Origin of the sequence: Salmonella sp. 741265073_HBA (genome assembly GCF_046569105.1) — a bacterium.
In the GTDB taxonomy this organism is placed as follows: Bacteria; Pseudomonadota; Gammaproteobacteria; order Enterobacterales; family Enterobacteriaceae; genus Salmonella; species Salmonella enterica.
In genome coordinates, this window is the sequence record NZ_JBKFRY010000008.1 from 164,422 (window position 1) to 179,721 (window position 15,300).

At 53.6% G+C, this 15,300-nt stretch carries 10 protein-coding genes; 4 read left to right on the forward strand and 6 right to left on the reverse strand.

Annotated elements, in window-relative coordinates:
* The first annotated feature begins 137 nt into the window (after window positions 1-137).
* From dam to trpS, 4 genes are read left to right on the forward strand one after another with little or no spacing between them, the layout of a single operon-like run.
* On the forward strand, window positions 138-974 hold the full coding sequence (gene dam, locus ACLD3P_RS13145; protein ID WP_000742132.1) for an adenine-specific DNA-methyltransferase: 837 nt from the start codon (window positions 138-140) through the stop codon (window positions 972-974).
* A gap of 17 nt (window positions 975-991) precedes the next feature.
* Window positions 992-1,669, forward strand: coding sequence for a ribulose-phosphate 3-epimerase (gene rpe, locus ACLD3P_RS13150; RefSeq protein ID WP_000816286.1), 678 nt, complete (start codon window positions 992-994; stop codon window positions 1,667-1,669).
* Window positions 1,662-2,420, forward strand: coding sequence for an HAD family hydrolase (gph, locus tag ACLD3P_RS13155; RefSeq protein WP_411006488.1), 759 nt, complete (start codon window positions 1,662-1,664; stop codon window positions 2,418-2,420). The genes rpe and gph overlap by 8 nt, the downstream gene beginning before the upstream one ends.
* The gene (gene trpS, locus ACLD3P_RS13160; RefSeq protein WP_000165562.1) at window positions 2,413-3,417 is read left to right on the forward strand and encodes a tryptophan--tRNA ligase; all 1,005 of its coding nucleotides are present in this window, start codon (window positions 2,413-2,415) and stop codon (window positions 3,415-3,417) included. Before gph ends, trpS begins: the two co-directional genes overlap by 8 nt.
* Before the next feature lie 144 nt (window positions 3,418-3,561).
* On the opposite strand, the gene ACLD3P_RS13165 is transcribed toward trpS, so the two are convergent.
* The 6 genes from ACLD3P_RS13165 to nirB all read right to left on the reverse strand — a co-directional run bounded on the left by ACLD3P_RS13165 (window position 3,562) and on the right by nirB (window position 15,231).
* Window positions 3,562-3,732, reverse strand: a complete 171-nt coding sequence (locus ACLD3P_RS13165) for a YhfL family protein (RefSeq protein WP_000472323.1) — start codon at window positions 3,730-3,732, stop codon at window positions 3,562-3,564.
* A 193-nt stretch (window positions 3,733-3,925) separates the two neighbouring features.
* Window positions 3,926-9,568: an autotransporter adhesin BigA gene (locus tag ACLD3P_RS13170; RefSeq protein WP_411006707.1), complete on the reverse strand. Its 5,643-nt coding sequence runs from the start codon at window positions 9,566-9,568 to the stop codon at window positions 3,926-3,928.
* A 337-nt stretch (window positions 9,569-9,905) separates the two neighbouring features.
* Window positions 9,906-11,279, reverse strand: coding sequence for a siroheme synthase CysG (cysG, locus tag ACLD3P_RS13175; RefSeq protein WP_076935747.1), 1,374 nt, complete (start codon window positions 11,277-11,279; stop codon window positions 9,906-9,908).
* 11 nt (window positions 11,280-11,290) lie between these two features.
* A complete protein-coding gene (gene nirC / locus ACLD3P_RS13180; protein ID WP_000493576.1) occupies window positions 11,291-12,100 on the reverse strand; it encodes a nitrite transporter NirC in 810 nt (269 codons plus the stop codon).
* 264 nt (window positions 12,101-12,364) lie between these two features.
* On the reverse strand, window positions 12,365-12,691 hold the full coding sequence (gene nirD / locus ACLD3P_RS13185) for a nitrite reductase small subunit NirD (protein ID WP_000084814.1): 327 nt from the start codon (window positions 12,689-12,691) through the stop codon (window positions 12,365-12,367).
* Window positions 12,688-15,231: an NADPH-nitrite reductase large subunit gene (nirB, locus tag ACLD3P_RS13190; protein ID WP_411006646.1), complete on the reverse strand. Its 2,544-nt coding sequence runs from the start codon at window positions 15,229-15,231 to the stop codon at window positions 12,688-12,690. Before nirB ends, nirD begins: the two co-directional genes overlap by 4 nt.
* Between the last annotated feature and the right edge of the window lie 69 nt (window positions 15,232-15,300).

Here is a 15,300-nt window from a genome sequence, read left to right on the forward strand (position 1 = left end):
TATTTTTGTTCAGGACAGGCGCGAGGGGCGCATTTGCTACCGTCAAATGCGCCGTAAAGCAACGCGGCACAGCCTAAAGCGCAGGATGCTGTCGGAGCTTTCTCCACAGCCGGAGAAGGTGTAATTAGTTAGTCAGCATGAAAAAAAATCGCGCTTTTTTGAAGTGGGCAGGGGGAAAATACCCTCTGCTTGATGATATCAAACGACATTTGCCAAAAGGCGAGTGCCTTGTCGAACCTTTTGTGGGTGCCGGATCGGTGTTTCTTAACACCGACTTTTCTCGTTATATCCTCGCCGATATCAACAGCGACCTTATTAGCCTCTATAACATCGTGAAGTTACGTACTGACGAGTATGTACAGGCTTCGCGCGAGCTGTTTATGCCTGAAACTAACCAGGCTGAGGTCTATTACCAACTCCGCGAGGAGTTCAACACCTGCCAGGACCCCTTTCGTCGGGCGGTACTGTTTTTATATCTGAACCGCTACGGTTATAACGGACTCTGCCGCTATAACTTGCGCGGGGAATTTAATGTACCGTTTGGTCGTTATAAAAGACCTTACTTCCCGGAAGCGGAGTTGTACCACTTTGCAGAAAAAGCGCAGAATGCGTTCTTTTACTGTGAGTCATACGCAGACAGTATGGCGCGTGCGGACAAGTCGTCGGTGGTCTATTGCGATCCGCCTTATGCGCCGTTGTCCGCCACGGCTAACTTCACAGCGTATCACACCAATAGTTTTAGCCTGACGCAACAAGCGCATCTGGCGGAAATCGCTGAGAATCTGGTCAGTAACCGGATACCGGTGCTCATTTCCAACCATGATACGGCGCTCACACGCGAGTGGTATCAACTCGCAAAATTGCATGTCGTCAAAGTTAGACGCAGTATAAGCAGCAACGGCGGCACACGTAAAAAGGTGGACGAACTGCTGGCTCTGTACCAACCAGGAGTCGCAACGCCTGCAAGAAAATAATTCTCAAGGAGAAGCGGATGAAACAGTATTTGATTGCCCCCTCAATTCTGTCGGCTGATTTTGCTCGCCTGGGTGAAGACACCGCCAAAGCGCTGGCTGCCGGTGCTGATGTTGTACACTTTGACGTCATGGATAATCACTATGTGCCGAACCTGACTATCGGCCCGATGGTGCTGAAATCCCTGCGTCAATACGGTATTACCGCGCCTATTGATGTCCACCTGATGGTCAAGCCAGTCGACCGTATCGTGCCCGACTTTGCCGCCGCTGGCGCGAGCATCATTACTTTTCACCCGGAAGCCTCCGAACATGTTGACCGCACGCTACAGTTGATTAAAGAACACGGCTGTAAAGCGGGGCTGGTATTCAACCCGGCAACGTCGCTCAGTTATCTCGATTACGTCATGGACAAACTGGATGTGATTCTGCTGATGTCCGTGAACCCAGGCTTCGGCGGCCAGTCTTTTATTCCGCAGACGCTGGATAAACTGCGCGAAGTGCGTCGCCGCATTGATGCCTCCGGTTACGACATTCGCCTGGAAGTGGACGGCGGCGTGAAGGTGAACAATATCGGCGAGATCGCCGCAGCAGGTGCGGACATGTTTGTTGCGGGGTCGGCAATTTTCGATAAACCCGACTACAAAAAAGTGATTGATGAAATGCGCAGTGAGCTGGCAAAGGTAAGTCATGGATAAGTTACAGAATATTCGGGGCGTCGCCTTTGATCTTGACGGTACGCTGGTGGATAGCGCGCCGGGTCTTGCCGCGGCGGTGGATATGGCGCTGTATGCGCTGGAGCTGCCGGTCGCGGGCGAGGAGCGCGTGATTACCTGGATTGGTAACGGCGCAGACGTATTGATGGAACGCGCGCTGACCTGGGCTCGCGAGGAGCGCGCCACGCTGCGTAAGACGATGGGGAAACCGCCCGTTGATGAAGATATTCCTGCCGAGGAACAGGTACGCATTCTGCGTAAACTGTTCGACAGGTATTATGGCGAAGTGGCGGAAGAAGGCACCTTTTTATTTCCGCATGTCGCCGACACGCTGGGCGCGCTGCACGCCAGCGGATTGTCATTAGGCCTGGTGACGAATAAGCCGACGCCGTTCGTCGCGCCGTTGCTGGAATCGCTTGATATCGCCAAATACTTTAGTGTGGTTATCGGCGGCGATGATGTGCAAAATAAGAAGCCGCATCCGGAGCCGCTGTTGCTGGTGGCAAGCCGGCTGGGCATGATGCCGGAGCAGATGCTTTTTGTCGGCGATTCGCGTAATGATATTCAGGCTGCAAAAGCGGCGGGCTGCCCTTCGGTTGGCCTGACATACGGCTACAATTATGGCGAAGCGATCGCCCTTAGCGAGCCGGACGTCATTTATTACAGTTTTAACGATCTTTTGCCCGCACTTGGGCTTCCGCATAGCGATAACCAGGAAATAAAAAATGACTAAGCCCATCGTTTTTAGTGGCGCACAGCCCTCAGGTGAATTGACCATTGGCAACTATATGGGGGCATTGCGTCAGTGGGTAAACATGCAGGATGACTATCATTGCATCTACTGCATCGTAGACCAACATGCTATTACCGTGCGTCAGGACGCGCAGCAGCTACGTAAAGCGACGCTGGATACGCTGGCGCTGTACCTGGCATGTGGTATTGATCCTGAAAAGAGCACTATTTTCGTTCAGTCCCATGTGCCGGAACATGCGCAGCTTGGCTGGGCGCTGAACTGCTATACCTATTTCGGCGAGCTGAGCCGTATGACGCAGTTTAAAGATAAATCTGCGCGCTATGCGGAAAACATTAACGCCGGCCTGTTTGATTACCCGGTGTTGATGGCGGCAGACATCCTGTTGTACCAAACCAATCTGGTGCCGGTAGGCGAAGATCAGAAGCAGCATCTGGAACTGAGCCGCGATATCGCCCAGCGTTTTAACGGGCTGTATGGCGATATTTTCAAAGTACCGGAACCGTTTATTCCAAAATCCGGCGCGCGTGTGATGTCGCTGCTGGAGCCGACAAAGAAAATGTCCAAATCGGACGATAACCGTAATAACGTGATCGGCCTGCTGGAAGATCCGAAATCGGTAGTGAAGAAAATCAAACGTGCGGTCACTGACTCCGACGAGCCGCCGGTAGTGCGTTATGATGTGAAAGAGAAAGCGGGTGTCTCTAACCTGCTGGATATTCTTTCCGCCGTGACCGGTCAGAGCATTCCTGAACTGGAAAAACAGTTTGAAGGTAAAATGTATGGCCATTTGAAAGGCGAAGTAGCGGAGGCGGTTTCCGGAATGCTGTCTGAGTTGCAGGAGCGCTATCACCGTTTCCGCAACGACGAAGCGTTCTTGCAGAAGGTGATGAAAGACGGGGCGGAAAAAGCCAGCGCACGTGCGGCCGAAACGCTGAAAGCCGTTTACGAAGCCATTGGCTTTGTGGCGAAACCGTAAGGGTTATTGCTTGCCCGATGGCGCGAGCTTATCGGGCCTACAAACGAGCGTAAGTTGGACAAGGCATCTGCGCCGTACCGTTTATCAGACCTGTAAAAAAACCGGGAAAATCCCGGTTTTTTTGTATCTGCGCAGTCGGTTCTATTATTGATCGGCAGCCGGGCCGCAACCACCAATAATTTTAGAAATAGAAATTGCAGGGTGCAGCAAATAATCGTAGCTGCAGTTGTTTTTTTTGTTTTCGATATGACCAGTACAGGCGGTGAGCGTTGCCAGAACCCCTGCCACAACGGCAATTTTTACAAATTTGAACATGTCAAAATCCTTGTTGATAAAACGAACACTAATGGTGGAATAAATATAAGATCTATTTAGCGTATAGTACGATAGCAATTAATAAACCATGCAGGTAGTCCAAATAAGGACTTCATCTTTACCTGGAAATCTGATTTAAAAAAGGCCGCTTAATAATAAGCGGCCTGTATTAGTGTTATATAATGTCGTTTATTTAACGAAATGTTTTCTTAACGTTAAGCATAAAGCCTTTATCGCTGATACCGTCTTCCTTCCACTGGTACGCATCCAGATGTAGCGCGGTATCATTGCTGCTGTATTTCACGCCGATGGTTGCCAGGCCATTAACGCCGCCGCCTTTTTGACCGTCATCCATGCCGAACGATTGACCCGCCGCACCCTGTAATGACGCTGTACGCTGGCTCTTGCTGTAGCTCAGGTTCGGGCCGCCTTCCAGGGTAGCGGTGGCGCTCCAGCCGTCTTTCCCGGCGTAATCCAGCTTCAGACCGACAATAGAGTCTACCGCCGTTTCGTTGCCAGAGTTCATGGACAGGTTAAAATCTCCGGCGCTGTGCTCTTTATAGCCATCTTCCAGCGTGTGACGGAATTTCACCCCGGCATACGGCGTGACTTTCAGCGCGTCGTCCATCAGGGTGAAGGTTTTCGCCCCTTCGCTGCGGAACTCAAGGTACTGCTGACGTACGTCGGAATCCGCCACTTTGTTGGTATCGCCATACGAGACGAAACGGCTGCTGTCGAGGTTGTGGACGTCATAGCGCAGGCTGTTGTTCCACGCCAGACCTTCATCAAACGCCATGCTGTGCTTCAGACCAAAGAACTGACTGTAGCCACCGGTCAGGCCGTTATCGCCCGCAGTTTTCGAACCGTCGCCATCCAGACGCGCAATACCGTACTCCAGCGTCAGATTCTGGCTTGTGGTCAAATCCAGCGTCCGGCGCAGCGCCAGCATGTCGTACTGGGTGTCGTTGCCCAGCTCCGCGCGCGGGTCGCCTTTCGCCACCACGTTAAACGCCAGGCCGTTGCCCATCTGCGGGGCGGCGTCGGCCAGCATGTTGAAGCGGTTACTGAGGATGCGCGCTTCGCGGAACACGGTGGTTGCCTGAGCGCCGCTCACCTGTTTCAGGGCGTTGTTCAGTTCGGCGGTGGTGCCCACGTTGAGGCTGGTGTACAGCTCGTTGTTGGTGTAACCGGCGTCCAGCGCACTCGCCACGCCAGAAACGCTGGCGTCGGTGGCCACATCGGCATAGGCGTTTTTGGTCATCGTGACGTCAATGTTACCGTCGCTGTCAGTACTTCCCTGGGCGTTCCATACCACGGTGGTGGACTGGATAGCGCCTGCGTCAGACAGGTTGCTGCCTTCGACCACGTTGTCAAAGCTGACGGTGGTGTCGGCGGTGCCTGCGGCAAAGCCGGTGTTGATTTCCACGCCGTTCATGCTGGCGTTGCTGACCTTAAGCTTACCGGCGCTGCCGTCGGCGCTGGTGCCGACCACGTAGCCGGACAGGTTGTTGGTGGTGGAAGAAGCGCTGCTCCCGGAAGCGTTAACTACGGTATTCGCCGGATCGTTTGGTATCTGGTAGTCGGTGTAATGGACTTCGGTATCGTTACCGTTATTACCATTTATGCCTTCGACGTTGACGCTGTCGCCCTGTTTGATCAGGCCGGAACCCGTTACGCCATCGTCAATGATGACCGTACCGTTATTGACCACATGCCCTGCGCCTGCCACGCTGAAAGCATAAGAGTCACTGGCATAGATATTAATGATGCCGTTGTTCTCAATAACCGCACTAGCCGTTGCGCCTGAATCCAGCGCCATGGCCACCATGCCGGTATCGGTGGTCCCTTTTGTACCCAGATTGATGGTGCCGTTATTGACCAGTTGCGCGTTTTTGCTGCCGTACATGCCGTAAGCGTTATTGCCGCTAACGTTCATGGTACCGTCGTTTTGTGCCACGAAGTTGTTGTGGGCGATTTTGACTACGGCTCCGCCATCAAGATCATAATTTATAACGCCGTTCGTCTGGTTCCAGAAGAAGGAATCGTAATCGCCGTTGGCGTTACCGCCGCTGGCAAATACCGATTTTGTGGTGGCGTCCACAACACCATCGTTAATGAAATGACCTGAACCATTCCAGACGTTTATTGCGCCATTATAGGCCGATGTAGTTAACTGCATATGGCCCGTGTTGTAAAATGTACTTGCACCACGCATGTTTACCGCGTTTTGGGTATTATCAATAATAAATTCGCCGCTGTTGTTAAACACCGAGCTTTGATTAAGATCCAGCGTGCTCTTATCGGAGCCTTCCCCCTGATAACCCAGCTGCCAGGTGCCGTTGTTGTTCACAACCGCATAGTTGCTGAGCGTGGCGCTGCGGTTAACGTTACCCCCGGCAAGATTATTAAACGTACCATTATTTACTGCAATATGAGCATCAGCGGTTCCTTCGTTATTGAAGGTGCCGCCGTTGAGCGTTACTGCATTTACGGTGCCTTCGTTATCCAGTATACCGCTGTTGAGTGTCACTGTATTTACGACGGTGCCTTTATTATCCAGTGTGCCGCCATTAATGGTGACGGTACTGTTAATTATGCCGGATGCATTATTGGTCAGAATACCGTCACTATTTTTAATAACGATCTGGTAATCATTAACCGTTCCTTTATTGGATACATTCCCCAGAATAACCATATCCTGGGGGAGATTAACCGTTTCGCCCGTCTCCGCGATGACCCCGTCAAACATCGCCAGGCTAATATAGGCATCCGTTGGGTTATATTCGTCGCTGCTCTGGCAGTCACTGTCAAAACACACGGTGCCGTAGTTAACCACGGTGCTGCTGCTGTCAGTCAGGAAAGGCTTACCATAATCTGCGTCAATATTAATAATACCGGTGGTATCGTTGATGACGAGCCCGCCGTTGAGCGCTGCCATGCCCACCAGTTGATTGTCATCGGTTTTGGTGACGCCTTCATCGGCGGTGAGATTAATGATGCCCTGGTTAATGGCGGTGCCGCCGTTGAGCGCCATCATACCGAACCCGGCGTTATTAACGTTAATGGTACCGGTATTGGTGGCCGTGGCGTCGCCATCACCGTCTGTTGAGCCTGCAACCATGCCTGAACTGGTGAGATACAGCTGCGATGGTGACCAGTAACTTGTACTGGTGATGTTGTTTTCGTCATCCAGCGTCGGGACAAAGCCGTCCAGATAAATATCGCCTTCGTTTAACGCCGTTCCTTTACTGGCGCTAACGCCATACACGCCTGCGCCCTGTAAATGGATGGTTGCGCCTTTATCGTTAATGACGTCACCACCGCCTTTTCCTGTCGCCAGCATTGCGTAGAAGGTGTGGGAGTACCATTTCACCGGGTATGCGCCCATGCCGCTAACCTTTACCGGTTGCTGGTCGGATATGATAGTGATATCGCCGCCAGACTGGTTATGAATCATTGCACCCGTGCCGTCGGCGCGGGTAACGGCGGTACGGTCATCGCCGCCGCTGTTACTGGTTGCATAGATGAGAATATTTCCGCTATTGCTGATATCTGCGCCATTGTCGGCGCGCATAATCGAGTACACGCCGAAGCTTGTGATATCGGCCTGGCTTTTAATAGATGAATCTTCGCCGTCCGCGATTAATAGCGCATTGCTGGTGTAAGCGCTGGTGTTAACATAATCGGCATTAATATCAATAGCTGAATCGTCATCCAGTATCAGGGAACCGCCGTTGTTGACTCGCGCCAGTATGACATTGCCGCCTACTACTGTGGCCGTATCCACCGTAGAATGGCCGCTCAGCGTGACTTCGCTGTTGCCGTCGATATTGATACCCGTGACGGTGACGGTGTCTCCGTTCGGACTTTCGTTATGGGTAATGTTGATACCGCCGCTGATATCCACGTTGTTGCCATCGCCTATAACGTTCAGGCCGATAACGTCCAGATACTGTTCGCTGACTGTCGACAGATCGTTGACGTTGATGCCAAGTGCGCCATTCAGGGTGATCTCATTGTTGGTGCCGCTGACGACGACACCGGTTAGCGGGGTATCGCTGGCGATCAGAGAATCCAGTTCGTACTCAGCGCTCATATTCACATTGCCGGTGATATCTACGGTGTTGCTGTCGCCGCCCACGTTTACGCCCGTCGCGCCACGGAATACGCCATCGCTGTCCTGCGCGGAAATAACGTTAATATCGCCATCCAGCATCACCTGTGACGTATGACCGCTCACCAGCGCACCTGTACCATTCAGGCTAACGTCGATATTCCCTTTATTTTTGAGGGTATTTTGTTTCCCTGCGACCACAAAACCCACGGAATTATCATCGCGCACGGTGGCGTTGCCGGTATTTTTTGCTTCATTTCCGGTGCCGTTGGTGACGATACCCATCGCGCTGTCGGTGACCAGCAGATCACCCGCCTGGGTCAGGTTGCCGTTGTCGCCATTGATAACTACGGCGGCAGAGTCCGCGCCATCCACCGTGATATCGCCGGTATTGGCGATATGGGCGTCGTCGCCGTCAATTTGCGTACCGATGGCGCCGTCGGAGATAGTCTGATTACCTTCGTTGATAACGAGCGCGTTGTCGCCATCGATATACAGCGCCGTAGAGTCCGCGCCGTTGACGATGGTGCTCCCGGCGTTATCGATAACCACGTTGTCGCCGATAATATGACCGCCGGTACCGCCGTCGGTGATGGTCATATCACCGTCGTTGTTGACGCGGGCGTTATTGCCGTCAATGACGGTGCCAGTGGAGCCTGCGCCGCTGATGTTAGAAGTACCGGTATTTTTAATCGTGGCGTTGTCGCCGTCGATGATGATGGCGGTGCCGCCGCCGCTCACGGTAATGTCACCGGAGAAATCGGTGGTAGTGCCGCTGCCGGAAATCAGAGCGCCGGTGGCGTTGTCCACCGTTGAGTGGCCCGAAATGGTGTTGGTGGTGCCTTCGCCGGAGATAACCATGCCGGTGGCACCGTCGGCCACACTGGAGTCCCCGGTGAGCGTGTTGACGGTTCGATCGCCGGAAATAATCACGCCGGTGCGACCCTGGCCGCTGATATCCATGCCGCGAGCGGAGGTATTCGATTGGTCATCGCCGCTGATAACTGTGGTTTTATCGTCGGCAAGGATCAGATAGCCCCGGCTGTCGTACTTCCAGTAGAGACCGTTTTCCTGGGTGCCTTCAATCACGGCGGCATTGGCGTCGGTCACGTCCCAGCCGGTGACGTTCAGAGTTTTGCCGTCCGGGGTGGTGAGCTGCCACTGGTCATCCTGTTTTGAATAACCCCACACGGCGCCCTCGAGAACGCTGCTGTTATCCAGTTTGAAGCTATCGAAGGCCAGGGTGTCTTTGCCTTTATCGATGGTGACGCCGTTGCTGAAGGTAGTAACAGAATTATCTGTGGGCGTGTCGTCGTCATCGCCGCTATCGTCAGGCGGGGTCACATCGTCATCGCCGCTATCGTCGGGTGGGGTTACATCATCATCGCCGCCATCGTCGGGCGGAGTGACGTTGCCTCCATTGTCGGGCGTAGGGGGGGTATAAGAATGAGTGGAATCTCCGCCACCGTTATTTTCAACGCCAATAGCCACACCTGCGACCAGTGCAGCAACGCCGCCAGCAACCCAGCCCCAGTGATTATCATTTTCAGGTAAAGTAGCAAGGCAGGTCGGTGAGAGTTTTGCGCGTTTTTCTTTAGGCAGGGAGGAGATATTACTGGGACATTCTTTTTCATCATCGTTATTTTCTGCGGCGATGGCCGGAATGTAATAACTTTGTAGCGCGATAGCGATAGCGATAGAAATAATTTTTTCCTTTTGCATAGGGTTCATCCTTAATTAATATTTTCCTTGCGTACTAAATATATGCAGATAGAGATACGGGCAGTGATGAAACGGCCAGAAGAAAAATTATGCTTTAGTGTTTATTTTATCACCCGATAACCAGGTCAGGTCAAATTGAATGCTTAACGATATTATTTGTTGAGTGAATGAATAAGGGGTGAATTTGACGAATGAAAGGGTTTTTACGCAATATTGTTACTATTTAAATTCGCCTGATGTATTTAAAATGGATTGCTTAATTAACTTTTAAGTAAAAATAATTTGAGATTACGAGTGGTTGTAAAATAAAGCCCTGAATAACAGGGCTTTATTTTAATTAATGATTAGAGAACCAATTTAATTTATCGCGTAAGCCAACGACCCGGCCAACGATAATCAGCGCCGGGCTTTCAACCTGTTGCGCTAATTCACCGAGCTGCGTCAGCACACCGTGGACGACGCGTTGCTTCACGGAGGTACCATTTTCTACCAGCGCAACCGGCATATCGGCCTGCATACCGAATGCGATCAGTTTTTCCTGGATAGTCGCTGCCTGATTAAGCCCCATGTAGAACACCAGCGTCTGTTTTTCTGCCGCCAGGTTTTCCCAGTCCAGCTCGCCGCCGGTTTTCAGGTGACCGGTGACCAGACGTACGCTCTGTGCGTAATCGCGGTGGGTTAGCGGAATACCGGAGTAGGCGGAGCAGCCGGAAGCCGCGGTAATCCCCGGCACTACCGAGAAAGGAATACCGGCATGGCACAGCGTTTCCAGCTCTTCGCCGCCGCGACCAAAGATAAAGGGATCGCCGCCTTTCAGGCGTACCACGCGTTTACCTTTTTGCGCTTCACGTAGCAGGATCTGGTTGATTTCCTCCTGTGGGACGCAGTGATAACCCGCGCGTTTCCCCACAAAGACCCGATCGGCATCGCGGCGTACCAGGTTCATAATGTCGTCGGAGACGAGGCGATCGTAAACCACGATATCCGCCTGTTGGATTTGTTGTAATCCTTTCAGCGTCAGCAGCCCGGCATCGCCCGGCCCGGCACCGACCAGCACGACTTCGCCACGGTGATCCAGCGGTTCGCTAAACAGGTGCTCGGTTGCCGCGTTAACCGCTTTCTCATCGGCATTCGCCAGCGACTGCGCCAGCCGGTCATTGACGAAAAATTTTTCCCAGAAGCGACGACGTTCGCCCATCGTGGCAAACTGCTTTTTCACTCGGGCGCGGAGTTGCCCGGCATAGCGCGCGACCTGCCCCAGATGCTGCGGCAGCAGCGATTCCAGTTTCTCGCGCAGCAGACGCGCCAGCACCGGGGAAGTGCCGCCCGAGGAGACGGCGACCATCAGCGGCGAGCGGTCAATAATGGAGGGCATGATAAAGCTGGCGGCTTTCGGCGCATCCACCACGTTGCAGAAGATACGGCGTGACTCCGCCGCCTCGCTGACGCGCTGGTTGACGGTATCGTCGTCGGTGGCCGCGATCGCCAGCCAACACGAGTCGAGAAGCGTTTCGTCGAACGGTCCCTCAACCAGAGTCAACATGCCTTCATTTGCCCATACGGTGAACTGTGGAATAAAGGTGAGCGCATTGACCGTTAAACGTGCGCCTGCTTCCAGCAATAACCGTGCTTTGCGTTCTGCGACATCGCCACCGCCGACGATCAGACAGTCGCGGTCGCGTAATTGACAAAATATAGGCAAATGGTCCACGACATTACCCCTTAATGGTTGGCTGTAACCTTAATTTGGTTGGTTTTTTGCGGAACAGGACGCTCCGATTTCGGCGTAGCATACCAATAACCCAATCCCATGAACACGACGCCGGACAAAGTATTACCCAGAGTGACCCATAACAGGTTGTGTCCGATTCCGGACAGGGTATAAGCGTCGCTGTGATGACCAAACCAGGAGAGGGCGAACAGCGTCATATTCGCGACGGAGTGCTCGTAGCCGGAAGCGATAAACGCCAGCAGGCACCACCAGATAGCAAGAAATTTTGCCGTGCCTTCGGTGCGGATTGCCATCCAGATTGCCAGACAAACCAGCCAGTTACACAGCGCGCCTTTGAAGAACAGTACCGTGGCGGGCGCGGTGGTTTTCGCCAACGCGACTGAGTGAACGATGCTGGTATCGACCGGCAACAAACTGCCGCCGCCCCAGCTGTAAAGCAGAGCGACAAAGACGGAGCCGACCAGGTTGCCAAGCCAGGTTTGCGGCAGGATAGCCCACATTTGACCGTGGCTGATGGTGCCAGCTTTGACGCCCAGCGTCAGGAACATGGTGTGGCCGGTAAACAGTTCGGAACCGGCAATAATCACCAGTGTTAAGGCGATACCGAAGGTCGCTCCCATCACCAAAGGACGCACGGACGGGTCGAGCAGATTGCCGAGGGTGAAAATAAGAATGATGCCGAGACCGACATAAGCCCCGGCCATTGCCGAACTGACCCAGAAGCCGAGCGGATTATTCGCCGACAGGCGTGCGATGCGCGCAGCGTTAGCCGCACACTTATTAATAGTGTCTGTAAACATTTGATTATCCTTTTCTCACTTCATCCTTTGCACTGCCTCTTTGTTGGCTGCCCTCGCTCACCCCAGTCACATAGTGAACTATGCTCCTGTGGATTAATGAGGGACATCCTTGTCCCTCACCGAAGGCAGCCAGCGGCTGTTCAAATTCGTTCCTGACGAATTTGTTGCTCAGTTGCCGCCGCGATGCAGTACAAATGATTTTGTGATAACAATTAAAATGAAAAAAATACAAAAAAGGGGAGGCGTTGCGCCTCCCAAAAATAATTAACCGCGCAACTGCACCACGCCGTCTTTTACCCGCGCGTCGTAATGTTTCACAGAAAACTGTTCGTCTTCCATGCACAGACCGTCGCTTAAACGAAAGCGCTGTTTCTTCAGCGGGCTGGCGACCCACAGTTCGCCCTGGTGTTCCGCAATCAGTCCACGAGACAGCACGCTGGCCTCAAAGAACGGGTCGATGTTGCTGATCGCGAACACCTGATCGCTATGGTAAGGACGGAAAATCGCCACCTGTTCGCCGCCTGACAGCGCGCAGACGCCGGTTCCCGGCAGGATGTCATCGATTTTGCAGATGTTTTGCCACTGGCTCATGCGTTTTCCTCCACCAGAGTGACCGGGATACGTTCATACGGCGTGGCCGGTCGATGCTGTTCACGTTCCGGGACGACCTGGACATTTGGGTCGCGCTTGTCGCTGTTGATAAAGTGCTTAAAGCGAACCTGTGCGGATGGGGTGTTAACGGTTTCTGTCCACTCGCAGACCACCGCTGCGCGCAGGCGCGCCATCTCTTCCTCCAGATGTTCGTTCAGGCCCAGCTTATCGTCGATGATGACCGATTTCAGATACTCGATGCCGCCTTCCAGGTTGTCTAACCACGGCGCGGTACGGGTCAGTTTGTCGGCGGTACGGATGTAGAACATCATAAAGCGGTCGAGGTACTTGATCAGCGTATCGCGATCGAGATCGGCTGCCAGCAGATCCGCATGACGCGGTTTCATGCCGCCGTTACCGCAGACGTACAGGTTCCAGCCTTTCTCAGTGGCGATAATGCCGACATCTTTACCCTGAGCTTCCGCACATTCACGGGTACAGCCGGAGACGCCGAATTTCATTTTGTGCGGGGTACGAATGCCTTTGTAGCGGTTTTCCAGCTCGACGCCGAAACCGACGCTGTCGCCCACGCCGTAGCGGCACCAGGTGCTGCCGACGCAGGTTTTCGCCATCCGCAGCGCTTTGGCGTACGCGTGACCGGTTTCGAAACCGGCTTCAATCAACTGACGCCAGATTTCCGGCAGATCGTCTTTTTGCGCGCCAAACAGACCGATACGCTGAGAACCGGTGATTTTGGTATAGAGGTTAAACTCGCGGGCGATACGCCCCACGGCCACCAGACCTTCCGGGGTGATTTCACCGCCCGCCGAGCGCGGGATCACCGAGTAAGTACCGTCTTTCTGGATATTCGCCAGGAAGTTGTCGTTAGTATCCTGTAGCGGCGTGTGCTGCGGTTTGAGGATGTATTCGTTCCAGCACGACGCCAGCAGCGAACCGACGGTCGGCTTACACACTTCGCAGCCGTAGCCTTTACCGTGTTTCGCCAGCAGTTCTTCAAAGGTTTTGATACCTTCCACGCGGATTAAGTGGAACAGTTCCTGACGAGAATAAGCAAAGTGCTCGCACAGGTTGTTGTTGACTTCAATACCCTGTTTCGCCAGTTCGGCGTTCAGTACCTGCGTCACCAGCGGGATGCAGCCGCCGCAGCCGGTTCCGGCTTTGGTTTCCGCTTTCAGCGCCGCCACGGTATGGCAGCCTTTATTGATAGCGGCGATCAGATCGCCTTTAGTCACATCGAAGCAGGAGCAGATCTGCGCGCTGTCCGGCAGTTTATCCACGCCGATAGAGGGTTTACCACTGCCCGCGTGCGACGGCAGAATCAGCGAATCCGGGTTTTCCGGCAGTTCGATGGCGTTCAGTACCAGTTGCAGCAAATTGCCGTAATCGCTGGTGTCACCGACCAGTACTGCGCCGAGCAGCGTTTTGTTATCTTCGCTGACAATAAGACGTTTGTAGACTTCTTTGCTTTCATCGAGGTAAACGTAGCTACGCGCGCCCGGCGTGCGGCCATGCGCGTCGCCGATGCCGCCGACGTCCACGCCCAGCAGCTTCAGCTTGGCGCTGAGATCCGCCCCTTCAAAGGCGTTTTCACTGCCGAGGATATGGTCAACGGCGACCTGGGCCATTTTATAGCCTGGTGCGACCAGACCGTAAACGCGGTTGTTCCAACTGGCGCACTCGCCGATAGCGTAGATATCCGGGTCAGACGTCTGGCAGGTGTCGTTAATCACGATCCCGCCGCGCTGCGCGACGGCCAGACCGCACTGGGTAGCCAGCTTGTCGCGGGGGCGAATACCGGTAGAGAAGACGATAAAATCGACTTCCAGCTCGCTGCCGTCGGCAAAACGCATAGTCTTACGCGCTTCGTTACCCTGCTGAACAATCTCTTGCGTGTTTTTACTGGTGTGTACACGCACGCCCATGCTTTCGATCTTGCGACGTAGCTGCTCGCCGCCCATCTGATCGAGCTGTTCCGCCATCAGCATTGGCGCAAATTCAATGACGTGCGTTTCCACGCCGAGGTTTTTCAGCGCGCCAGCGGCTTCCAGCCCCAGCAGACCGCCGCCGACCACCGCCCCGCGCTTGCTGCGACGGGCGCAGGCTTCAATGGCGTTGAGGTCTTCAATGGTACGGTAAACGAAGCAATCCTGGGTTTCGGAGCCTTTAATCGGCGGAATCCACGGATATGAACCGGTCGCCATGATCAGCTTGTCATAATAAACGGTACGACCCGCGCTGGAGTGAATCACTTTCTCCTGACGGTTAATGGTAATTGCGCGTTCGCCAACCAGTACCTTCACGCCGTGCTTCTCGTAAAATCCTTCACGCACCAGAGAGAGCTCTTCCGCGGTGTGGTGAGAGAAGTAGGATGACAGGTGGACACGGTCATAGGCTTTACGGGGTTCTTCACAGAACACGGTAATGTCGAACAGGCTAGCGTCGGATTTATCAAGGAGATCCTCAATAAAGCGGTGGCCGACCATACCATTACCGATAATAGCGAGTCTGACTTTGCTCATTTTTGCCTCGATTTCTTTTCTATTACCGCCTACCTTAACGATTCAGCAACCCCGCTTATTGATGTAAAT

Coding starts and splice junctions, on each gene's coding strand:
- dam (WP_000742132.1), top strand. CDS start 138: ATGAAAAAAAATCGCGCTTTTTTGAAGTGGGCAGGGGGAAAATACCCT.
- rpe (WP_000816286.1), top strand. CDS start 992: ATGAAACAGTATTTGATTGCCCCCTCAATTCTGTCGGCTGATTTTGCT.
- gph (WP_411006488.1), top strand. CDS start 1,662: ATGGATAAGTTACAGAATATTCGGGGCGTCGCCTTTGATCTTGACGGT.
- trpS (WP_000165562.1), top strand. CDS start 2,413: ATGACTAAGCCCATCGTTTTTAGTGGCGCACAGCCCTCAGGTGAATTG.
- ACLD3P_RS13165 (WP_000472323.1), bottom strand. CDS start 3,732: ATGTTCAAATTTGTAAAAATTGCCGTTGTGGCAGGGGTTCTGGCAACG.
- ACLD3P_RS13170 (WP_411006707.1), bottom strand. CDS start 9,568: ATGCAAAAGGAAAAAATTATTTCTATCGCTATCGCTATCGCGCTACAA.
- nirC (WP_000493576.1), bottom strand. CDS start 12,100: ATGTTTACAGACACTATTAATAAGTGTGCGGCTAACGCTGCGCGCATC.
- nirD (WP_000084814.1), bottom strand. CDS start 12,691: ATGAGCCAGTGGCAAAACATCTGCAAAATCGATGACATCCTGCCGGGA.
- nirB (WP_411006646.1), bottom strand. CDS start 15,231: ATGAGCAAAGTCAGACTCGCTATTATCGGTAATGGTATGGTCGGCCAC.